The organism is Terribacillus saccharophilus (assembly GCF_002272745.1).
GTDB lineage: Bacteria > Bacillota > Bacilli > Bacillales > Amphibacillaceae > Terribacillus > Terribacillus saccharophilus_B.
Genome location: NZ_NPBD01000007.1, coordinates 847503 through 870153, shown reverse-complemented (window position 1 = coordinate 870153; position 22651 = coordinate 847503). Strand labels below are relative to the sequence as shown.

At 44.5% G+C, this 22651-nt stretch carries 22 protein-coding genes and 2 riboswitches; of the genes, 3 read left to right on the top strand and 19 right to left on the bottom strand.

The window, feature by feature from the left end; all coding sequences use genetic code 11:
- Window positions 1-19 precede the first annotated feature (19 nt).
- From acsA to metX, 6 genes are all read right to left on the bottom strand, one after another.
- On the bottom strand, window positions 20-1705 hold the full coding sequence (gene acsA, locus CHH58_RS11380) for an acetate--CoA ligase (protein ID WP_095229301.1): 1686 nt from the start codon (window positions 1703-1705) through the stop codon (window positions 20-22).
- Window positions 1665-2417 carry an ABC transporter ATP-binding protein gene (locus CHH58_RS11375; RefSeq protein ID WP_095229299.1) on the bottom strand — a complete coding sequence of 251 codons (753 nt, stop codon included), beginning with the start codon at window positions 2415-2417 and terminating at the stop codon, window positions 1665-1667. The genes acsA and CHH58_RS11375 overlap by 41 nt, the downstream gene beginning before the upstream one ends.
- Window positions 2418-2433: 16 nt before the next feature.
- The gene (locus CHH58_RS11370; protein ID WP_095235228.1) at window positions 2434-3210 is read right to left on the bottom strand and encodes an ABC transporter permease; all 777 of its coding nucleotides are present in this window, start codon (window positions 3208-3210) and stop codon (window positions 2434-2436) included.
- Between the two features lie 6 nt (window positions 3211-3216).
- A complete protein-coding gene (locus tag CHH58_RS11365) occupies window positions 3217-4218 on the bottom strand; it encodes an aliphatic sulfonate ABC transporter substrate-binding protein (RefSeq protein ID WP_095262533.1) in 1002 nt (333 codons plus the stop codon).
- Window positions 4211-6001 carry a PLP-dependent aspartate aminotransferase family protein gene (locus CHH58_RS11360; RefSeq protein WP_095262532.1) on the bottom strand — a complete coding sequence of 597 codons (1791 nt, stop codon included), beginning with the start codon at window positions 5999-6001 and terminating at the stop codon, window positions 4211-4213. The genes CHH58_RS11365 and CHH58_RS11360 overlap by 8 nt, the downstream gene beginning before the upstream one ends.
- A gap of 75 nt (window positions 6002-6076) precedes the next feature.
- Window positions 6077-6185, bottom strand: a riboswitch (SAM riboswitch).
- 1 nt (window position 6186) lies between these two features.
- Window positions 6187-7254 carry a homoserine O-acetyltransferase MetX gene (gene metX / locus CHH58_RS11355; protein WP_095262531.1) on the bottom strand — a complete coding sequence of 356 codons (1068 nt, stop codon included), beginning with the start codon at window positions 7252-7254 and terminating at the stop codon, window positions 6187-6189.
- A 75-nt stretch (window positions 7255-7329) separates the two neighbouring features.
- A riboswitch (SAM riboswitch) is annotated at window positions 7330-7441 on the bottom strand.
- A gap of 654 nt (window positions 7442-8095) precedes the next feature.
- Here metX and CHH58_RS11350 point away from each other — a divergent pair.
- Together CHH58_RS11350 and CHH58_RS11345 are read left to right on the top strand one after the other, a co-directional pair.
- The gene (locus tag CHH58_RS11350; protein WP_095232459.1) at window positions 8096-9307 is read left to right on the top strand and encodes an ammonium transporter; all 1212 of its coding nucleotides are present in this window, start codon (window positions 8096-8098) and stop codon (window positions 9305-9307) included.
- A 20-nt stretch (window positions 9308-9327) separates the two neighbouring features.
- The gene (locus CHH58_RS11345) at window positions 9328-9678 is read left to right on the top strand and encodes a P-II family nitrogen regulator (RefSeq protein ID WP_095218428.1); all 351 of its coding nucleotides are present in this window, start codon (window positions 9328-9330) and stop codon (window positions 9676-9678) included.
- Window positions 9679-9860: 182 nt separating this feature from the next.
- Here the strand turns inward: CHH58_RS11345 and CHH58_RS11340 are convergent, their stop codons facing one another.
- Window positions 9861-10142, bottom strand: a complete 282-nt coding sequence (locus CHH58_RS11340) for a hypothetical protein (protein WP_095260488.1) — start codon at window positions 10140-10142, stop codon at window positions 9861-9863.
- A gap of 19 nt (window positions 10143-10161) precedes the next feature.
- Window positions 10162-10455, bottom strand: a complete 294-nt coding sequence (locus CHH58_RS11335; protein ID WP_095262530.1) for a hypothetical protein — start codon at window positions 10453-10455, stop codon at window positions 10162-10164.
- Window positions 10456-10589: 134 nt separating this feature from the next.
- Here CHH58_RS11335 and CHH58_RS11330 point away from each other — a divergent pair, with 134 nt between their 5' ends.
- On the top strand, window positions 10590-11144 hold the full coding sequence (locus CHH58_RS11330; RefSeq protein WP_095262529.1) for a GNAT family N-acetyltransferase: 555 nt from the start codon (window positions 10590-10592) through the stop codon (window positions 11142-11144).
- A gap of 27 nt (window positions 11145-11171) precedes the next feature.
- Here CHH58_RS11330 and CHH58_RS11325 read toward each other — a convergent pair whose 3' ends face one another.
- The 11 genes from CHH58_RS11325 to CHH58_RS11275 form a co-directional block, all read right to left on the bottom strand.
- Window positions 11172-11498: a hypothetical protein gene (locus tag CHH58_RS11325; protein ID WP_095262528.1), complete on the bottom strand. Its 327-nt coding sequence runs from the start codon at window positions 11496-11498 to the stop codon at window positions 11172-11174.
- Window positions 11499-11556: 58 nt separating this feature from the next.
- Window positions 11557-11841, bottom strand: a complete 285-nt coding sequence (locus CHH58_RS11320) for a holin (RefSeq protein WP_373554083.1) — start codon at window positions 11839-11841, stop codon at window positions 11557-11559.
- A gap of 109 nt (window positions 11842-11950) precedes the next feature.
- Window positions 11951-12787, bottom strand: coding sequence for a manganese catalase family protein (locus CHH58_RS11315; RefSeq protein WP_095229279.1), 837 nt, complete (start codon window positions 12785-12787; stop codon window positions 11951-11953).
- Window positions 12788-12934: 147 nt separating this feature from the next.
- Entirely contained in the window at window positions 12935-14140 is a 1206-nt protein-coding gene (locus CHH58_RS11310; protein ID WP_095260484.1) for an MFS transporter, read from the bottom strand.
- Between the two features lie 367 nt (window positions 14141-14507).
- Window positions 14508-15701: a CaiB/BaiF CoA transferase family protein gene (locus tag CHH58_RS11305; RefSeq protein ID WP_095262527.1), complete on the bottom strand. Its 1194-nt coding sequence runs from the start codon at window positions 15699-15701 to the stop codon at window positions 14508-14510.
- A 17-nt stretch (window positions 15702-15718) separates the two neighbouring features.
- Window positions 15719-17482 carry a thiamine pyrophosphate-binding protein gene (locus CHH58_RS11300; protein ID WP_095262526.1) on the bottom strand — a complete coding sequence of 588 codons (1764 nt, stop codon included), beginning with the start codon at window positions 17480-17482 and terminating at the stop codon, window positions 15719-15721.
- A gap of 33 nt (window positions 17483-17515) precedes the next feature.
- A complete protein-coding gene (locus CHH58_RS11295; RefSeq protein ID WP_095262525.1) occupies window positions 17516-18943 on the bottom strand; it encodes an aldehyde dehydrogenase family protein in 1428 nt (475 codons plus the stop codon).
- Window positions 18944-18949: 6 nt separating this feature from the next.
- Window positions 18950-19777: a citryl-CoA lyase gene (locus tag CHH58_RS11290; protein ID WP_095260481.1), complete on the bottom strand. Its 828-nt coding sequence runs from the start codon at window positions 19775-19777 to the stop codon at window positions 18950-18952.
- 34 nt (window positions 19778-19811) lie between these two features.
- Window positions 19812-20642 (bottom strand): sugar phosphate isomerase/epimerase family protein, encoded by an 831-nt coding sequence (locus CHH58_RS11285; protein WP_095232525.1) that lies wholly within the window; start codon window positions 20640-20642, stop codon window positions 19812-19814.
- Window positions 20643-20724: 82 nt separating this feature from the next.
- A complete protein-coding gene (locus tag CHH58_RS11280; protein ID WP_095262524.1) occupies window positions 20725-21786 on the bottom strand; it encodes a Gfo/Idh/MocA family protein in 1062 nt (353 codons plus the stop codon).
- A gap of 60 nt (window positions 21787-21846) precedes the next feature.
- Complete coding sequence (locus CHH58_RS11275) at window positions 21847-22548, bottom strand: GntR family transcriptional regulator (RefSeq protein ID WP_170937601.1); 702 nt, start codon at window positions 22546-22548, stop codon at window positions 21847-21849.
- Between the last annotated feature and the right edge of the window lie 103 nt (window positions 22549-22651).

Below are 22651 nucleotides of genomic sequence, written 5' to 3'. Positions count from 1 at the left end.
CAATAAAAAAACGCCTTCCTTATTTGGAAGGCGTTTCTGATGCAAGCTGTGCTTCCAGCTCGCGCTGCTTCAATTCTCGACGCAGGATCTTCCCGCTAATCTGTGTTTTCGGCAGCTCGGTCATTACTTCAATTTCCCTTGGCGCGGCATGAGCGGCCAAATTCTTACGGACAAACAATCGTAAAGATTCCAGCAGCTCCGGTGTCTCCTCATAGCCATCACGCAGCGTAATGAAAGCTTTGACGATTTCCCCGCGAACAGGGTCCGGTTTCCCGATTACACCTGCTTCTGCAACAGCAGGATGTTCAATCAGCTTGCTTTCTACTTCAAATGGACCGATTCGCTCACCGGAACTATTGATCATATCATCGTTCCGACCTTGGAAGAAGACATAGCCCTCTTCATCCTTCAGCGCTAAATCCCCGGAAATATACCAGCCAGGATAAACAAAGTAACTTTCATATTTCCCTCGATCGCCCCAGATATCCTGCATAAGACCTGGCCATGGCGTCTTAACGGCAAGCTGACCAATTGAATTCGCCGGCAGCTCATTCCCTTCTTCATCCAGGATACCAACCTGAATGCCTGGGAATGCGCGTCCCATTGAGCCGGGTTTGATTGGTTCGGAAGGCAGATTGACGATAATATGTCCGCCTGTTTCTGTCATCCACCACGTATCGTGAATACGAAGCTGCAAGTTATCCCATGCCCATGTAATAACTTCCGGATTGAGCGGTTCTCCGACACTAAGAATATGGCGCAAGCTGGATAAATCATAATCCTTGTACAAATCTCCTTTTGCCTTGAGAAGGCGGAAAGCAGTAGGTGCACTATATAGTGTTGTCACTTTAAGCTCTTCAATGATTTTGTACCATGATTCTGCTTGGAAACGTCCTCCTTGGATAACAATTGTTGCGCGGTTCAGCCATGGCGCAAACAAGCCATAGACACTGCCAGTCACCCAGCCAGGATGGGACGTGCACCAATACACATCATCGTCTTGAACATCGAGCACCCACTTGCCGGATACAGCATGGTGGATGAAAGAACGATGAGCATGCAGAACGCCCTTTGGTTTACCAGTAGAGCCGCTCGTATAATGGATCAGAAGACCGTCTTCTCTGTCGACCCACTCTACTTCTCCTGAAACAGTTGCTTCCGGTTCAGCTGCATCAATTTCTTCTATTAAAAGAATTCCCTGCAAGGAAGGGATATCCTCGACTGGAACTCGGTTAATCAAGTCCTGGTCCGTTATCAGCAACGTACCGCCGCAATCATTGATCCGATCACGTACAGCATCTTCCATGAACGCTTCAAACAACGGACCTGCAATCGCTCCAACACGGATGGTTGCAAGAATAGCAATGTAGCATTCAGGATTTTTCGGAAGAAATATAAAAACGCGGTCTCCCTTCTCTACTCCACGTGAGCGAAGGACCTTCGCATAATGCTCAATTTTCTCCTGCAGCTGTTCGAATGTCAGACTGGACTGCTGCACCCCATCTTTCACATAATGCAATGCGATTTTCGATCCATATCCTTCCTCCACATGGCGGTCCACAGCTTCATAGGATGCGTTACATCTGCCATCTTTCCTACCGAGAAGTTCCTCTTCTAGCACTTTCCAGTCATGTTTGTTCAGTGCTTCTTGATAGCTTGTAAGATTATGCTTTCTGTCCGATTTCGGTGACAAGGCTGTAGTCATATGTCTGTTCCTTCCCTTCCAGTTGCTCTAGTATGTCTTCTTTCCATTTTCCTAGCGCTGCACTTCCTCGAGAGCGAGGTCTGTTTAAAGCTACTTTCAAATCTTTGGCCAAAGTTGATGGTCGTCCTTGCAGGAGCAAGACACGATCACTCAAATATAAAGCTTCATCGATATCATGCGTAACAAGGATAATCGTTGTACCAAATCTTTCCCAAATCTTCAAAAGAAGCTCTTGCAGCTGCATTTTTGTGAATGCATCCAGTGCGCTGAACGGTTCATCCAGCAAAAGGATATCAGGCTCTGTTACAAGCGCACGCGCAATAGCTGCCCGCTGTGCCATACCGCCAGAGAGCTCACGTGGATAGAGCTTTTCTGCTTCTTTTAGTCCGACAAGCTCCAAATACCGCCGTGCCTTTGCCTCATTTTCCTTACGGTCTCCCTTTAAGCCGAAAGTGGCATTAGCTAAGACCGTTTTCCAAGGCAAGAGCCGCGGCTCCTGAAAGATAAAGCCAACACGCTGATCAGAAGGAATACTGATATTCCCTTCATAATCCGAATCAAGACCCGCCAGCGCACGCAGAACCGTACTCTTGCCGCATCCGCTTGTACCGAGCAGACTTACGATTTCTCCTTTTCCGACAGAGAAATCTACTTGCTGCAATACTTGTTTTTCCCCGAAGCATCTTCCCAACGCCTTCACTTGTAATGTCATGCTGATTCCTCCCTCGTTATTTCGCTAATGCTGTATCCTGCCAATGAAGCGATCTTTTCTGAATGAGCTTCAACACCCAATCTGTCAATTTACCAAGCAGGGCAAACAAGAAGATGCTGGCGATAATTACATCGGGAGCGTATGTGTTCTGCCCTAATATAAGCAGATAGCCGAGCCCTTGGCTGGCACCCATGATCTCTGCAGCAACAACGAACATCCACCCTAAACCGAGACCGCTTCGTAAACCGGTAAGGAAAGAGGGCAGGGAGGCCGGAAGAATAATTCTTCTTACGAGCGCTACCCCATCGAGGCCATACATTCTGCCTACTTCAATCAGTTTTCGATCCACTCCGCGAATACCATCAACGATATTCAAATAAACAGGGAAGAACACACCGACTGCAATTAATGTCACTTTCGATGTTTCGCCAATTCCCATCCAAAGGATGAATAGCGGAACCCATGCTAGCGACGGGATGCTACGGAATGCTTGAATCAGCGGATCGAAAAATCGTTCAGCAAGTTCAGAATAGCCGACAAGTGTTCCCAATAGGATCGCTGCGATAGTTCCAATGATGAAACCAACGAACAGCCTGTAAACAGTAAGTAATACATGCTCCTGCAGGGAGCCATCCTTAAAGTATGTAATGATGGTCGACAAAATAACGCTAGGCGCAGGCAGCTGATAGGCAGGAATGACCCCTGCTCTGCTCAGAATCTCCCATGCTGCCAGCAATACGATCGGCAGCAGTGAACCGAGCAGTACAGGATGTGTCCGTAATTTCTTCCACATAAATCATCATTCCTCTCCAAGTTCTTGTGCGAATTTCGGTTCGATATAAGCATCAACCGTTTCCGCTACATCTTTGTTGCCTTTCCATAGTTTCGCCTTTTCCAGAACAGCACCTGACTGATTCAGAATTTCCCGCTGTGTATCACCTGGGACAGATTCAGAGAAATCATTACGTTCCAACTGCTTTGCAGCAACTTCTTGGCTGATTCCCGCCTCTTTGGCAACAATTTCTGCTGTCTCTTCTGGATTCTCTTCGATCCATTCTCTTGCTTTGTCATAAAGTTTCAAGACTTCTTTCACTTCTTCAGGATGATTTTCAGCGAATTCTTTCCGAACATTCAGGAAATTATATGTGTTAAAATCTTCATTACGATAAAATAGCTGTGCATCATTCTCCAATTCAAGCTTTGCCATATGCGGATCAAGTCCTGCCCATGCATCTACATCACCTGAGAGAAGAGCACTAGCTCCGTCTGCATGCTGCAGATTGACGATTTCGACATCCTGCTCATTCAGACCAGCTTCTTGCAAGGTACGCTGCAAGAAGATATATGGATCGGTTCCGACAGTAGCGGCAACTTTCTTACCTTTCAAGTCCGCCGGATCTTTAATGTCGCTGTCCTTTGCCGCAACCAATGCTGTCCATTCTGGTTTAGACGCCAGATATATACCTTGAATTGGATTGCCGTTCGCCTTGGCAAGCAAGGCGGCACTGCCTGCTGTAGAACCGAAATCCACGCTGTTACTATTTAAAAATTCCAGTGCTTTATTACTTCCTTGGCTAAGTGTCCAAGTCACCTCGATGTCAGAATCCTTGAATGCTTCTTCTGCCCATCCTTTATTTTTTATTACCATACTTGCTGGGGAGTAGTAGGCATAATCCAAGCGAATCTGTTTCAGTTCACCTGATGCACTGCTTGAGTTCCCGCAAGCTGCCAGAAACACGATTACAACTAAACTAAGTAAAGCTAGTAAACTTCTTTTGTCTATAAGGGGAATCTTATTCATCAATCGTTACTCCTTTGTTATCCAGTTCACAGGCATAGGTGCTGATCGTACCGCGCAGGCGCTGCGCTTCTTTATATGTGCACCGATTATGAACAACTTCCAAACCTGCTTCTCTGGCAATAGCCGCTGCTTCCTGCGAAACGACACCTTCTTGGAGCCAGAATATCTCTGGACGTACTTCAGCTGCTTCCTTAGCTAGTTCAACAGCTGCTTCGGGACTGCGAAAAATCTGAGCGATATCGATTTTCTCAGGCACGCTTGTCAAATCAGGATAAGCTTTTTCTCCCAATACACTCGTTTCGGCAGGGTTAACCGGAATGATTTTGTATCCGAGTCGCTGCATCTTCCGTGCCAAACGATTGCTTGGGCGCTGTTCCTTACTGCTCAAGCCCACTACAGCAATAGTTTTTTGACGGCCTGTTGCATCTGTCGCACTGCCTAGCGCTTCCCGGATAACGGCTTCATCATTGATAACAATTTTCCGTGATTCAGAACGGATTCCCGTCGCTTTTTCCAACGCTCTGTCCAAATCATGGATAAGATCATCCACTGACTCTATCCCAACGGACAAGCGCACCAATTCTTCTTTCACTCCTGTCGCCGCGAGCCCTTCTGCATCCAGCTGAAGATGTGTGGTTGATGCTGGATGTATGATCAATGATTTTGCATCTCCGACATTGGCAACGTGTGACCAAAGTGCAACATTATTGATAAGTGTAGCACCAGCTTTTCTGCCACCCTTAATACCAAAATTAACAATTGAACCAGTACCGAATGGAAGTACTCTCTTTCCTATTTCATAAGATGGGTGGCTGCTGAGTCCTGGATAAGCAACCCAATCAACTGCCGGATGCTGTTCAAGATAGGTCGCAAGCTTTTCTGCATTTTGTACATGGCGCTCCACACGCAAGTGCAAAGTCTCAAGCCCCTGGATTAGCTGCCATGCATTAAACGGACTAAGCGCAGCTCCTAAATCACGAAGCAATTGCACGCGCAATTTCGTACTGAAAGCAAGTGTGCCGAAATCAAATGCATAGCGGATACCATTGTAGCTCGGATCCAGTTCAGTGAATGTCGGAAATTTCGGTGAATTCCAATCAAACCTGCCTCCGTCTACAATCAATCCTCCTATAGAAGTACCATGACCGCCAATCCACTTTGTCGCACTATGAACTACAATATCAGCACCTAATGTAATTGGCTTGCTCAAAATTGGTGTAGCAAACGTACTGTCGACGATTAGCGGAATACCTGCATCGTGCGCCACTTTTGCTACTGCTTCAACGTCTAGCACATGCAGACTCGGGTTTCCGATAATCTCAGCAAATACAGCCTTCGTCTTGTCTGTAATCGCTGCACGGAAAGCTTCCGGATCAGTTGGATCGACGAATTTTACGTTGATTCCATAGCGAGGAAGTGTCGTTTGGAATAGATTATACGTTCCGCCATACAAATTGGTCGCTGCTACGATTTCATCTCCAGCGGCTGCCAGATTGAGAATGCTGTAGCTGATTGCTGCCATACCAGAAGCAACGCCGACTGCTGCAACGCCGTCTTCGAGCAATGCAATCCGTTTTTCCAATACATCAACGGTAGGATTGCCGATACGGGAATAAATATTACCCGGCTCATCCAAAGCGAATAGACGCTCTGCATGATCTGTATCATGGAAAAGGTAAGAAGTCGTTTGATAAAGCGGAACTGCTCTTGAACCTGTTGTCGGATCAGGTGCCTGCCCGCCGTGTAATGCTAATGTCTCTGCTTTATATACTTGATCTGTCATTTTGTCATTCCTCCAATTTATATATAGATGAAAAAAAGCAGCTTCTTGTAAGAAGCTGCTGCATAAGCATGGAACTTCTTATCTCTCAAACTCTTTGTTTGCTGGAAGTAGCACCTTCCAAGCATTGCTGCTTGCAGGTTGCCGGGCATCATAGGACCAGTCCCTCCGCCTCTCTGGATAAGCTATTATGAAATTTTTATAGGCTGCTGAAGCACCTGACGGATATGATGTCCCCATTTTTCAAATTCGAGCAAGAAGCCATCGTGTCCATAGATTGTTTTAACGTCTATATGACGTGCACTCGTAACTGTCGCTGCAAAGCGTTCAATCTCTTCAGGTGGAAACAACAGGTCTCTGGAGAAGCCGAATGTCAGTACAACCGCTTTTATACTTTGAGCAGCAGACTGCCACCCTCCTCTTCCTCTGCCGATATCATGACTGTTCATCGCCTCTAATAATGTCACATAACAATTGGCATCAAAGCGATTGACGAGCTTCTCTCCTTGGTAGTTCAAATATGATTCCACTTCATATGCTGCATCGTCCCTGCGGGAGGCAGCGCGGCAGAAGCGTTCATTATATTGGTGATCGGAACGGTAAGTAAGCATTCCTACCATCCTTGCAAGTCCGAGACCAGCAGCAGGTGGTTTATCTGCCGTGTAATTACCATTGTTCCAATTTTGATCGGAAGTGATAGCTGTCTTAGCTAAGTGATTATAGGCAATTGCATAATCACTTACGTAAGGAGTTGCCGCCAAGGGGATCAGTACATCCATGAAATCTGGGTACATGACACCCCATTCTAGTACTTGCATTCCTCCTAAAGATCCGCCGATCACAGCTCTCAAATGAGAGATTCCTAGTTTCTCCAACGCAATGCGCTGAACTGAAACCATGTCACGGATCGTAATAGCAGGAAAAGCTGCCGCATACCTATCACCTGAAACTGGATCTGCCGACAAGGCACTTGTTGTGCCATTGCAGCCACCCAGCACATTAAATGTAATTATTTGATACCGGCCGGTGTCAATAAAACCTCCGGGCTGCAGCAATCCGCTCCACCAGCCTGGAACTGTACCAGTACCGGCCGCAAATTGATCTCCTGTCAGCGCATGGCAGATCAGCACCGTTTCTCCTGATTCAGGACCGCTTCTTTCATAAGCTACTTCCACCTGTGAGAGGATCTCACCTGATTCAAGCTCGATATTCCCTATGAGAAGTTTGCCGGTTTGGTATGACTGTTGTGACTCCATGTTCCGTACGCTTCCTCCCCTCAAATAAAAAAGCCACCCTGAGAGGACAGGGTGGCAATATGTACCGACTTGTCTCTCTCATCTCTAAAGTGCATACGCACTTTCAGGAATTAGCACCTTATAAGCATTTCTGCTTGCAGGTTGCCGGGCATCGTCGGGCCAGTCCCTCCGCCTCTCTTGATAAGAGCTTGCTATTTATTTGTTAACAGGATTGTAGCATGGGTTAAATTATGAGTCAACTATAAATTCTGAAATTTCCATTTACGCTGTAAATATCCTTAGAAATTTGGACGCCCCGCATCAGCTAATGCCAATGCGGGGCTTATAATGTAACTTTTCTATTGTAAGTAGAGGATACCTAATACATCCTCTTGCCGCGGTACTTGTTCCACATGGTAGTTTACACTTAAACGATGCAATCCCTACCTCTATTGCATCCTCACGGCTCCTAGGCCGCTCCAGTCTGAATAAGTACTTCTAATTAAAACTATAGCAGAATGCCATTGGCCTTCGATAAAGTTACTTAAACATCGAAGACGTTAACTATCATATCACGCTTTACAATTATTGTCAAACTTCCGATGTAGGACATCTTCGCAGCTATCTATCTATTCCCGTTGCAAACAAGTACAAACCACCCCAAAATTCCCATTTGCCATAAATTCCGTCCTATTTTAGGTAACGCTTCATGACAAAAGCCCTGAAAACACTTACATGAGTTGGTCAGAAATATTCACGTAAGATAACCTGACAAGTTTGTTACATTTTTTTGTGTGGCACTTATAATGAGTAAAGATTTAAATTTTCAAACAATTAAAGATAAACACAGGGGGTAGAGAAAATGGATATGGCTAATACGGTATTCATGTTTGTCGCAACCGTCTTAGTATGGTTGATGACACCAGCACTCGCACTCTTCTACGGCGGGTTAGTAAGAAGCAAGAACGTGCTGAGCACAGCGATGCACAGCTTTACGACAATGGCAATCGTGTCGATCATCTGGATTATCATTGGCTTTTCCCTGGCGTTCTCACCAGGTAACGGAATTATTGGAGGATTGGATTTCTTCGGGCTTAATAATGTCGGTTTCGAACCGGCTGAAGGACACACTATTCCATTCAACTTATTCATGATGTTCCAAATGACATTCGCGATTCTGACAACTGCAATCGTATCTGGCGCTTATGCAGAACGTATTCGTTTTCCTGCATTCATCTTATTTACAGTTCTATGGGTCCTTATTGTTTACTCCCCGCTTGCACACTGGGTATGGGGCGGCGGCTGGATCGCGGAAATGGGCGCACTCGATTTCGCAGGCGGAAACGTTGTTCACATTTCTTCCGGTCTTGCAGGTTTGGTTGTTGCCATCGTCATTGGCAAACGAAAAAACGCCGGCTCAACTGCACCACATAACCTGATCTTCACCTTGATTGGCGGCGCTTTGCTTTGGTTCGGCTGGTTTGGATTCAACGTCGGTAGTGAGCTTGCTTTCGATGATGTAGCAATGTATGCCTTCATCAATACGAATACTGCTGCTGCTTCTGGTGTACTAGGCTGGATGATCATTGAATGGGCCATAAACAAAAAGCCGACACTATTGGGAGCGGTATCCGGTGCGATTGCCGGTCTTGTAGCAATTACTCCTGCTGCAGGTTTCGTCTCTCCTATTGCGAGCATTCCAATCGGTTTCATTGGCGGTATCGTTTGCTTCTGGGGTGTTGGCTGGCTGAAACAAAAGCTTGGTTACGATGATGCACTTGATGCCTTTGGTTTGCACGCTGTCGGCGGTACGTGGGGCGGCATCGCAACTGGCTTGTTCGCTAGCGATTCCATTAATGCAATTGTTGAGCACAACGGTCTTTTCTACGGCGGCGGTATTGATCTATTATGGAGACAGGTAGTTGCCATCATCGCAACATTCGCCTTTGTCGGCGTGGTGACATTTATCCTAATTACAATCGTCAACCTCATCTTCAAAGCACGTGCTACTGATGATGAAGAAGCAAAAGGTTTGGATTTGACAATGCACGGCGAGCGCGCTTACCAGGATTAAACTATAAGGAGGAACGGTATATGAGTGACATGTTCAAGGTTGAGATTATCACTAGGAACTCAGCAGATCTTGAGGCATTCAAAATGAAAATGGCTGAAATCGGGGTATCGGGCATGACTTTCTCCCATGTGCAAGGATGTGGTCTTGAGGAAGGCTACACTGAGCTATACCGCGGTGTCAAGAAAGTGCAGAATGTATTCGATCGGCTTAAGATTGAGATTGTCGTCAGTGCAGTTCCAGTCGATGATGTCATCAAAGCAGCTACTAGTGCACTCCATACTGGTAAAGCTGGTGATGGAAAGATATTCGTCTATCCTATCCAACAAACGATTGATATTAATACAGGAAAACAAGGCCCTGCTGCCTTGTAAGAAAAGCGCTCCTTTTAGGGGCGCTTTTCTTATCTATGTAAAAAGCCAGCCTTCATAAGGCTGGCTAGGAGAAGAACATGAGCTGACAATTATCACTAGGGCATTTGAAAGCATATATTGTGAGCAAAAAGCTGGTAGTAGCAATCCCGCTTGGAGCAAGCAGGAGAGCTACTTCTATAGCACTATTCTACATGATAGATTTTAGCTGTATTCGGGTCATTATCATTGTTGACACGATCTTCATCCACAAGGCTTTTCAAGTTCTTGATAGCATCTTCGAACTCAGTTAGAGACAACTGTTTAGTTGCGTAAAGGGAACAAAGCATGGCATATGCAATCGGCATTGTATTCACTTCTACAATAACATCAACATCTGAGTTACCGCTATTGGCAACTTGGGAATTGTTATCGTTTCTGCTGGCTGAGAATGGGTTCTGGTTCTGGTACTTTCTAAGATTGCTCATTGTTCTTCTCCTCTCTTAATTATCTACGGTACTTTTTGTGTTTCTTGCCGTGGCCGTGACCGTGATCGTGATCATGATCATCATGATCGTCATCTTCTTCAACTTCTGCGTCTGCTTTTGTTTTTACCCAAACGTAGGAGTTTCCGCTTTTTACTACCTTTGCTTCGTTGTGGTTCTTAGATTTGTTCTTAGCTGCAGCATCCACTTCTACTTCATCGAAATTATCATCGTCGTGTTCCTTATCATGCTTATGGTAGCTCATCTCTTGGTTGCTCCCTTCGTATTTATTTCTGTTTTTCCATTTATCTGCCATCTGTAATTCCTCCTTAGGTTTTGTTATCACCTTACAGTTATAAGCTATGCAGCTAAACCTATATGTGTATGGTCAAACTGTTCAGGGGCAAACATGGAATTTGGTGATATAGTAAAGGAGAGGAGGAGTGCATAATGGCTTTCGATTTTCAGGCATGTGCGGATGGTATATTAGTGCGTCCGCTGTGTAAAGAAGATTACACCAAATGGTTTAGCGGCTTCAGCAGACGTAAGCTGTCTCAGCATACCCATGATCCAGGGCTGCTCGACATGACGGATTGTACAGACTCATGGTTTGCCGCTTTAGTGGACAAGCATCAGCAGCTTGCTGCCGAAGACAAAGCGTATGTTTTTGCTGTATTCAGGGTGGAGGATGGCGCGCACCTTGGCATGATCGATTTTTCCACATTAGCACGTGATGATTTTCAATGGGGAAGAATTGGCTATACAATCCATAATCAATACTGGAGTAAAGGATACGGTAAAGCAGCAGTTCATATGGCACTTGAAATCGCTGTGTCTCAAATCCGCTATCAGCGTATTGAGGCACATATTAACCTGGATAACCCTCAGTCAATTGCCCTTGCAAAAAGTGTTGGGATGCATTATGAATGTATCCGGAAAGGCTTTATTTTTGAAAACGGGCAATGGACAGACCACCTCGTCTTCATTTATACAGCACAAAAATGACGGGCTTCTGCTGAAGCCCGCCGAGTCTTACCTATTCTCTTCTTCATATTCCCTTGTCAGGTTCTCTGCTTCTTCCGGCATCCCATCATGACGTTCATAATTATCTTCATCTATTTCCTCATATACTGCCTGCTGCTCTTCACCAGCAGAATTATCATAACGGATTTCCACATACCCGCCATCCGCATATACATAAAAATTAGTAGTGTTACGAGTCAGATTCACATCATCCCCTAGGTCAGAAAGATGCTCGTTCTCTAATTCGATTACTTGTTCAATCTCGGGATCATATTGCGACCCACAGGCAGAGAGGAATAGTAACAAAATAGGAAAGGTTAAGAATAGTTTTTTCATGAGTAGACCTCCATCAACAACTTTTACTATTCATTAGCCTATTTGTTACTTATTTAAACTATTTGTCTGGCGGAGGTTTTCTTGAGGAGAACGAATTATATAGACCAGCACTTGCCAGCCCAGCAAGGCCGCCTGCCCAAAGCCTTGCTGTCAGCTCAAAGTCTGTAAACGGATATGCAGCAGCACCTAGCACTGCACCGACAACGAGGCTAAGCAATGCATGATAGGGTATCAATCGGGGAAGGCTCCGCTTCAGTAGCTCCATTAATGCAGTCACAATTGGGGCAAGGATCGTCGAAAATACCAGCACTTGATACATCGTTTCATTTTGTATCGGATCCATATGTCACACCTCTCTCTTGTACTGCATATTATGCGAACAAGAAGAAACGTGCATTAGATACTAACCTATTAAAAAAAGACGTACAAGCTGAGCTTGTACGTCTACCATACTACATCATGGATTTTGGAGGCATCGTATCATGATAAAGGAATGGAGCTGGTTTTAGCTTCGGGGCTCCGGCAAACGGTTGTGGCTCTGCCACATAATTAAACTGACCTCTGCCGTCCATACTAGGTCCGCTCGCCCAGCGACCTTTTGAGCTTTCACTGCCTCTTGAGAAATTAAATAGTGTGTACGCAACTTCCTCTTTCTCCAGCCTGCGAGGAAAAGTAGTCGGTACGACTATATCGTTTTCTCGCTCTTCCAATTCACGTACTGCTGCATACCATTGATTTTGATGCATTGTATCACGTGCAATAAGGAAGGAAAGCATATCACGTACTCCAGGATCATCTGTCATACCATACAAACGAACTACTTGAAGCCGTCCCTGTGATTCCGCATTCAGATTCGCTCGGAAGTCCGCAAGAAGGTTTCCACTAGAAATGATATATTTCGCATTCCAAGGATATCCCATAGCATCCGCTGGCAAAGCACCCAACCCAGATACAATCGCATGCTGTGGATTCGTTCCGCCCATAATTGCAGCAATGGCTGGATCGCTATCATAAGCCGCTTTTTGATCCTCAAAAGGTGCATCATCAAGCAACCGTGCAATCATTGTCGCAAACATCTCTACGTGACCGATTTCCTCTGTACCTGTATCAAATAGTAGATCTCGATATTTCGGATCTGCTCTGGAGTTGAACCCCTGCCAGAGATATTGCATCATTACACTAATTTCACCGTATTGTCCGCCTAAAGCTTCCTGCAGCTGTCTGGCGAAGACCGGATCCGGCTTTGATGGCTTCGCGTGATATTGCAGTTCTTTGATGTGAAAAAACATACGCTTCCCACCTCTTTCGTTTTTATCCAACGCAGAATTATATGAGCGTCGGGACGAAAGTATGTCTGCAATCCCACATTAGGAACTATACAACTTGCAGCAAACTATAAACTTGCATGTAACTATGAAAATAGGTAAATACGGATATTAGTTCTCCATTATTGATTCCTGCTGATTGTTACTTTTCCATATGAAAGTAATCGCGAGACCAATAATCAAGATCACCGCCGAAAATAGATATGGATAGTGAATGTTTATATCGAATAATATTCCACCTAGTGCAGGACCAATAATATTACCTAAACTTGTATATGTTGAATTCATTCCGGCTACAAAACCTTGCTCCTTGCCCGCAGTTCTTGATAGAAACGTTGTCAATGCCGGACGCAGCAAATCAAATGCAAGGAATATAAAGCACGTTACTGTCAGAACTAATAGGAAGCTAGAAATCACGGTCGATACAACTGCTAAAACACCGCCGATAATCAAGCATAGCTGTATCAGCTTCTTTTCACCCATAACATCGACCATTTTTCCGAACAGCAGCACCTGCACAATTACACCGAAGATGGAACTAACAGTAATGATTAACGCTATGTCTTTTGGCGTAAAACCAAACTTGTGATCAGAAAACAGACTGAACACAGTTTCATATGCCGACAAACCGAATGCGAGGACAAACACAATAAAAAACGCAATGAAGTAGATTGGATTCAATGATTTCTTTAAGTCACCCAGGAAACTAGTCCCCTTCTTACTGTCTGCAATTTCAGCCAGCTGTTCTTTGGACAATGGCTCTTTTAGTATGAAAATAGATAATAAGCAAGCTAAAAATGCGATGACTGCCGCAACATAAAATGGCATTCGAATACCATATTCGGCAATGTAACCACCAAGACCCGGTCCGATGATAAAACCTGTACTAATAGCCGCTGACAAATAACCCATCGCTTTCGGACGATCCTTATTTGTAGTTATATCTGCTACATATGCAGTGACACCCGGCATAATGAAGGAGGCACTAATTCCTCCCAAAATTCTTGATAGGTAAAGTAAAGATACATGTGTTGCCAAGCCGAAAATCAGTTCAGAAACGGCAAAAAGAAATAAACCTGCTGTAATGAGTTTCTTTCTGCCATAACGATCCACCCATCGGCCTGCAAATGGAGACATGACCAATTGTGCCCCTGCGAATGCAGCGACAAGATAACCCATCGTCTTGCCTGATAAGTGCATAATATCCATGAATGACGGCATGACAGGAATGATAAGTCCCATCCCTAAAAACGCGATAAATAAATTGCTTAATAAAATAATTAATACGGATTTTTGTTCTTTTATTGGCTTCTTCAAAACTCATTTCTCCTTCTGCTGCGGGGCTATACGGGAAGCTTACTCAACCATTTATGCTTAACTAAACAAAAGAGTTCATACAAAAGTTAAGTTAAGTTAAGTTAATTAATCTATACTCATTATAATTGTTTACTATGCTTTGTAAAGCAGCAAAAATAGCTGCCTAGCAAAATCGGCTAAACATTAAGTTATTTTGATAAAATGCAAACGAATTTCCACAATAAAAATAGCAAGGCTGGCAACTGCCAAAACCTTGCTGATTGAACTTCTGCAGCAGTCAATATCCGGGTACTCTAACACAAAAAGCAAGGCGCACTCTCCATCGGTTACCACCGCCGTTGTAGTATATCTAAATCGGGCAGCTACTTTATATAACTTCGTTTTGTTTTAGCGCTTCAATCTCCTGAGGCGAATATCCTAACCCTTTTAAAATTTCTTCATTACTTTCACCTAAATCCGGTGCAACGGAACGTATACTGCCAGGTGTCTTTTCGAATTTCGGGACAATACCAGGTACTTTGATATTCCCAAGTCTCGGATGCTTTACTTCTACAATATTTTCACGTGCCTTGTACTGTTCATTTTCAAATATATCAGCAATACTCAATACTGGACTTATCGGCACGCCAACTTCATCGAGCTTCTTTAATAAAACTTCACGCGGATGCTCGTTAATCCAATCTGCGACAATTCGGTTGATACTATCATTGTTCTCCAGCCGGCTTGCATTGGTATGATAACGTGTATCAGTCAGTAGATCACTGCGATTCATAGCAGCTGCCAGCCGATTGAAGGTTGTATCCGTGCTCGTAACAAGTACAACCCAGTGGTCATCCTTCGTCCTAAAGGTTCCGGACGGTGATGAATGTCCGGCTAAACCTGGTGAGCGTTCTCGGATTTTACCGAGCTGATCGTATTCGGCTACGAGAAATTCCATCATTCGAAAAACCGATTCATAAAGTGCAACATCTATCATCTGCCCCGAGCCCGATTCCTTAGTGTCTCGGTGATAGAGAGCGGTCACAGCCGCAAAGGCGACATAAATCCCGCATATATAATCTGTCAGCGAGAACGGCGGACTTACCGGGTGACGATCGGTGAACCCCTGCAAATACGTATAACCGCTGAACGCTGTCGCTGGCGTACCAAAGCCTGCCTTTTCCCGGTATGGACCTGTCTGACCATAACCCGAAACGCGTATCATGATTAAATTCGGATTAATCTCTTTCAACGCATCATAGCCTACTCCCCATTTTTCCAATGTGCCAGGGCGAAAATTCTCAACCAGAATATCATGTTTCGCTGCCAGTTTTTTCATGATTTCCACGCCAGCTATTTTATGCAAATCAAGTGTTAACGATTTTTTGTTACGTGACAGACCGGGCCAGCGCAGCGGTTCGTCTCCTTTAAATGGTCCAACACTTCTTGATGTATCTCCTCGTCCTGGTATTTCGACTTTGGTAACTTCCGCACCAAAATCTCCTAATAATGCCGTCCCAAATGGGGCTGCGATCATCGTGGAGACATCCAGAATTTTTACACCTTCCAATGGTGTTGGCATATTTTCTTCCTCCTTTCTTAGGGAATTCTTACATGTGACTTTTCGCTATCTGGCGAATAAATATCATTAATATTCCACTTTCCATCTGTCGGTACAGGTTCATTTATCATAGCTACATCAAGCACAACAGGCTCATTTGCTGCAATTGCTTCTTTTAATGCTCCTTTGAATTGCTCGGCATTTTCAATCTTGATTCCCTTTATGCCATATCCCTTCGCAATAGCGGCGAAGTCAGGCGAGTAGCTATTACCGTCAATTTGAAATCTCGTTCCGTACGTTGTTTCATAATGCGCCATTTCCAAACCAGCGATTGTGCCAAAGGCGCTATTATTCATAACAACCCAGACCACCGGGATATTTTCTTCTTTTGCTGTTGCGAGCACAGAAGGATTTTGTCCGAATCCACCATCTCCTATCAGAGAAACGACTACCTTTTCCGGAGCAGCTATTTTCGCCCCAAGAGCAGCTGAACTGCCGAAGCCCATCGTTGCAAAGCCGCCAGGTGTTAAGATGGAACCTGGTGTGTATATAGGAAATTGCTGTCCTACGCCGTTCTTATTCCAACCAACATCAGTTGTAAGATAGGCATCCCGTGGAAGAACATCACGAACCTCAGCCAATATACGTTCTGGTTTCATCGGGAAAGATGCGCTGTGTACATTTTTTGAAATGCGCTCGCGTAATGATTTGCGATAGGATACAATCTCTTCTTTTAATTGATGATTACGATCAATCCCGTCCGGATATAGGCGCTTTGCTACCCTATTTAGTGCGATGAAAGCTTTTTTCAGATCAGCAACTGCCCCGATTTCCACTGGGTAGTTACGACCGATTTCATTCGAATCTATATCTATATGAATCAGTTTCGTTTTCGGAAAATGAAAGGTTACATCATCATACCAACTGCTTGAATCTGCTTCCGAAAAGCGAGTGCCTGCCCCGAAAATGTAATCAGCATTTTTTGTTTGTTCATTAATAAAGCTCGTGCCCCAGAAGCCAGTCATACCAAGTGTCAGTTCATGGTCATCAGGCAGCACACCTTTCCCCATCAAAGAATGGGCTACCGGTATGTTCATATGCTCCACAAATTCCCGCAGCTCTTCCGCTGCATCGGCCAGCACCACGCCGCCTCCGACATACAGTACCGGACGCATCGCATCAGCTAATTTCTTTACAATCCGAGCTGCTGTTTCTTCATCTAGTGATGGTTTTTCCACTACCTGAGTGTGATGCTTGAGCAGCTTGAAGCCTTCTTCCTCAATCTCCTTCGAAAAAATATCCATCGGTACGGATATGAGTACAGGGCCCGGCCGACCGCTTTCTGCCAGCTGGAATGCTTTTTGAAGGATTTCCGGAAACAGCTCAGCTTGATCAACACGCCATGCTCGCTTTACGAACGGACGGTAAATTTCAAATTGGGCGCCGTCAGCGTGCATATTCACTTCTTGATGCGGATGTTTCCCGTAGTAATAACTCGGTACATCACCTGCGATAACAACCATTGGAGTAGAGTCTAAAGCTGCATTGGCAACACCTGTTGCAGCATTCGTTAAACCGGGTCCTAAATGACTCAGTACTACTGCAGCTTTCTTCGTTACCCGGGCATATCCATCTGCTGCATGCGACGCAATTTGCTCATGACGTACGTTAATGAACTTAATAGTGCTCTTTTCTAATTCCGCCAAAACAGCTATGTTGGTGTGTCCGCACAACCCGAATATATGTTTCACACCACGAGATTCCAGGTATTTGACTAACTGCTCCGAAACCAACTTTTTCATACTAAAGTATCCTCCTAGCTCTTCGTGTTCTGGTTACAGTAAATCCTGAAGCACGACCATTTTCATCTCCGTCATTTCTTCCGCTGCAAAACGGGGACCTTCTCTGCCAATTCCGCTGTTTTTAATGCCACCATACGGCCAATGATCCAAACGGAAGTTAGATGAACCATTGACGACAACACCGCCAACCTCCAGTTCTTTTGCTGCTTTATGGATCACTTCCAATGAGTTTGAAAAAATACCGGCTTGCAGACCAAACTCCGACTCATTTACTTCTTTAATTGCGTCGTCCAAATCGTGATATGGCAGCACACTTACTACCGGCCCGAATACTTCCTGGCAGACAACTTTACTTTGCTTTTTCGGTCGCAGAAGAATTACCGGTTCTATGGAAGCGCCGTTCGCATTTCCGCCGTGGATGCGCTCTGCACCTTCTGCCACAGCTTCATCGATCCAATCAAGGATCCGCTCTGCTGTTTGTCTATTTACGACACATCCGACATCTGTACGCTCCTCTACCGGGTTCCCTACAATAAGCACTGCTGTATGTTCTTTTAGCTCCGCAACAAATGTGTTCAAGATCTGTTCATGGACATAAATACGCTGGACGGAAATACAGCTTTGCCCCGAATTACTGAAAGCTGTTTTCGCACAAATAGCTGCAGCCCGTTCAACATTGGCATCTTTATGGACAATGGTTCCCCCATTTCCTCCAAGCTCCAATAACACTTTTTTCATGCCCGCTGTTTTGCTGATTTGCTTGCCACCTGGAACACCTCCAGTGAACGAAACGAGATTGACACGATCATCCTGAACGAGCTGCTCACCTATTTCTTTTCCACCTAGAATCATGTGGATTGCCTGCGTCGGCATACCAGCCTCCAGAAGCAATTCTACAAGTGCAGTCGCAATCAAAGGAGCTTGTGGAGCTGGCTTTAGAATGGTGACATTTCCTGCAGCAAAACTTGGTCCGACCTTATGACATATCAAATTAAGCGGTGCGTTAAAAGGCGTAATAGCTGCGACAACTCCAACAGGAACACGAAAAGTTAACGCGATGGAGGATGCTCCTCGCTCTGAAGCTCCTCCCGGAATTGTCTCTCCAAAAAGTCGTTTCGCTTCCTCAGCTGACAGTTGCAACGTTTCTATCGAACGAGCCACTTCATCTCTCGTATTTTTCAGCGCCTTTCCTACTTCTTTTGCAATTAAATTCGCAAATTCTTCCCTGCGTTCTTCCAGCAAAGCTGCAGCCCGATACAGCACCTTAGCGCGGAACGCCTGTGAAAGTTCCGCAATTTGCTTTTTATTGCTACGGGCTGCTGCCAACGCCTGATCGACTTCTGCTTTATTCGCTATTAATTGAACGCCAACTTGTTCATTTTTATAAGGACCCAGCACTGGGATCGGTTCACGATCATCATCAATCCATACACCATTGACAAAAGGTCTGGCCATTCGCATTCCCTATCACTCCTTCTGCATATCTTCTGGCATATCTCCTGTATATTTAACGAGCTTTTCCTCATTAGGACACGGACCTTTAATCAATGTGCCTTGCATTAATTCTTCGTAGGCATGCGCAACGATTCCCATTCCTCGCGAAAGAGAAAAAATCCCTTTTGCTGCTTCTGCCGGGATACCAAGCTCACACTGAATGGCTGCAGAAATGCCATCAACGTTAATCGTAAACGTGCGTTTTTTAACTGCTGACATCGTTTGTCTGTAATCCTCCAGAATCGCAAGATAATCTCCGGTAATTTCTCCGCTATCAATCACTTGCTGTGCCAAATCGTACAGCCTGTTAACCCGCGGATCCCGGTCATGCAGCTGATGACCAAAACCAGGAAGCTTCTTCCCTTCACCAAGGAACTGCTGCATGGTATCCGCCACAGCATTTTTATTAGAAGTCAGTTCTGCATTCGTTTTGTATAACAATTCCATTGCGCCTTCTACTGCTCCGCCATGAATATCTCCAAGCATATTAATTCCGGTTGCAACTGCCGAATTAAAACTAACACCGCAAGTAGCTGCCATTCTTGCTGCCGCTATGGAAGGTGCGCGCGGACCATGATCTGCACCGGCCACCAGCACACTTTCAAATAATTTAGCTTGCTGCTCAGTTAGTTCCTTGCCGACCAGCAAAAAAAACAACATTTGGCTGTAAGATACATTTCCAATCAGATCCTCAATTCGTTTTCCACGAAGAATGATTGAATTTTTCTTTATGTCGCTAATCTCTGTTTCCCACCAGGCACCGCCATTTTTGTAGTGCTCCAAGGCACTTCGTCCACTCATTCTCTCTCACCTCGCAAAATCTCAATCTTGTACACTAGTATATGTTCACGTCATCTAAGTTCAGACTTATATATTCCTTCGCCGATTGTAAGCATCTTCTCGCATATTCTTCGAACCCTAATTCCTTTGTTCGCTGCAAGTGAGGTATCTCTAAAGAATATGGGATCTTCGGAATCTCCTGTAAAATTTCTTTGATAGGAATACCACCTTCTCCAATATAGAGGCGTTCCTCTCTCATAATCTGGATCATCTGCTCTTTTGATGCTGGGATTTCTTTGCTTGCATCACATAAATGAAACATATGAAACCAATCAGCGGGTATTTTCTTGATATCGCTTACATTTTCCTTTGAACGATGAAAATGATGACTATCAATCATCAGCCCTGCATTATCCTGAGCAGCAGCTTCCAGCATGCTGACAGCCTGCGCCAAAGTAGCAACGGACGCCACAGGGACAAATTCCAATTCAATCGTCAATTGATAGGGTTTTGCTAATTCACATAATTGGATAAAACGCTCGGTTGCAAATACTAAATCATCAGTCCATACGCTGCAAAGCACATGCCGGGCTCCCAGCTCTGCTCCGACTTCAAAAGCTGGTTCGTACTGTTTTGGATCCATACCATCCACTATTTTGGCCAGCTCGATATCTAACACTTGGATACCAGTTTCACGGAGTGCTGTCTTTGTTTGCCGCAGCATCTTCCTGTTGCTAGCCAAGTTATAATCAGGTTCATTTTTCAGTCCCATACAAATCGGTCTGATGCTTACAAAATCAAAGCCTGCCCTGGCTGCAATATAAGTTAGTTTTGGGGGAGGACATGCTAATGCTGTCAGATGTGCTAAAGAAAATTGATCCTTCAAAGTGATCAACCTTTCTATATTCTTTCTTCTGAGCAAAATCCGCCATTTTCCCACCTGCTTTTACTTCTCAATGAATTGAAAATTAATTCTTCTCTGGATTACCACCTTTGCTTTCTCGAAGTGTCACTCGCCTTTTTTCTTGTATAGATAAATTGATTGCTTCCAGTATTTCTAACGTTCTTAAGCCTGCTTCTCCAGGGACACGCGGCTCCTCTTCTTCTTTCAGCACATTTACAAAGTGCTGTAGCTCTGCAGCTATCGGATCAACAGTAGCAGCGGGTGGAAAATGCTGTTCAGCCAAAGCATGTTTCCATCCATACTCGCCCTCACTGTACTGATAACAGCGAAAGCTCGGAAAAGCTAAGCTTCCTTTTGTCCCGAAAAAGTAATAGCAATCTTCCTCATAGTAGTGATAAGCCGGGTTCTCTCTTACATTGAATTCATAAGACCATGGAGACGGTACTCCATCTGTCAAAAAATATTGAATGACTGTCCCATCATCAGCTTCTAGGATGGCTGTTACTGTATCCTCTATTTCCAATCCGCGTATCTTATTGCGACTAGTTGCGTAAGCGCTTTCAATATTTAAGTTAGTCGCATAAAGCAAATTATCCAAATCATGAATGCCATTAATTAATAACGGTCCGCCCCCTGCTTTAACGCGCCAAGCTTCCTTATAATAGTCTTTGTCTTTGGCAAGGACCCACATCATATTTACGCCGACTAAGTCGCCGATGACACCACTTTCCAGCAAGTGCTTCAAATGATTAATTTTTGCAGAAAATCGCCGATGATGACCAACCATTAGCTTTACTTGCTTTTCTCGGGCATAAGCAATCATTTCACGAGCTGCATCCGTTGTATCAGCGATCGGCTTTTCCACCAAACAATGCAACCCTTTATCAGCACAGTACGTAACAGCTTCTTTGTGTAAGTGATTCGGCAGTGTAATGATCACTCCGTCCAAGAGACAAGTATCAATGAGCTCCTTATAATCTTCGAATAAAGGTATATCGAGCTCCTTTACTCGCTCCCTTGCACTCGCGTTATTACCCGCTACCGCCACCAATGTGATACCCTCCATTTTTTTCGCCTGCTGTGCAAATGTGTATCCATGATTCAAACCGAGCACTGCAATTCTCATCCAGCTATTCTCCTTTTTGCATACTAGTATACGAGTTATGAGTGATTCTGAACTCTTCTACTAAGATTGCGATTCAAAGTAATCAGCATACTTCTTGATAATGTTTCCATAGTGATCGGCGGCTGTGTCCAGATGCTGATTCAGCCTTCTTACAACTCCATCTGCATCATTTTTTTGTACCAGTGCAATCAATTCTTCATGGTCAAGCATGACCCGACCCATTTCCCGTGACTCAAAAAAATCCAAGTAGCTTATTCGGTTCACATGTCCTCGCACCTGACGTACAACAGCAGCTAAAGTTTGATTCCCGCATATTTCAAGGATTTTGTCGTGGAACTTCTCATCATACTCGTAAAATGCAATAACCTCCTGCTTTTTTGCAGCAGCTCGTTGCTGGTCCATAATATACTTTAAATCAGACTTGTATTTACTCACTTGTAGATCAGATTCATCCCACATGACAGCAGCTTCCCGAAACGCAACTGCTTCCAGGCTTTTTCTAACCTGAAATGCTTCCTGCACTTTTTTCTTAGAAATATATTTCACCTTGATACCTTTTTGCGGAATAATCTGCAGGAATTCCTCTGAAGCAAGTATTTGAATGGCTTCTCTGACAGGCGTTCTACTTAAACCTAGTTCTTCTGCTATCGTACTCTCATAAATCATCTGGCCTGGTTTGTAATCCAGCGTGATAATCTTGTTGTATAAGTGTTTATACACTTCATAGGCCAATGTTTTACGCTGAACAGTAAACTTATTCATGCTCATCATCTCTTTATCATCTGGAATGTTTGAATCGAAAATGATACTAGTATACAAGTAAGTAAATTGCACTTCATGCTTCCACTGTATGCTTATGGGTGAG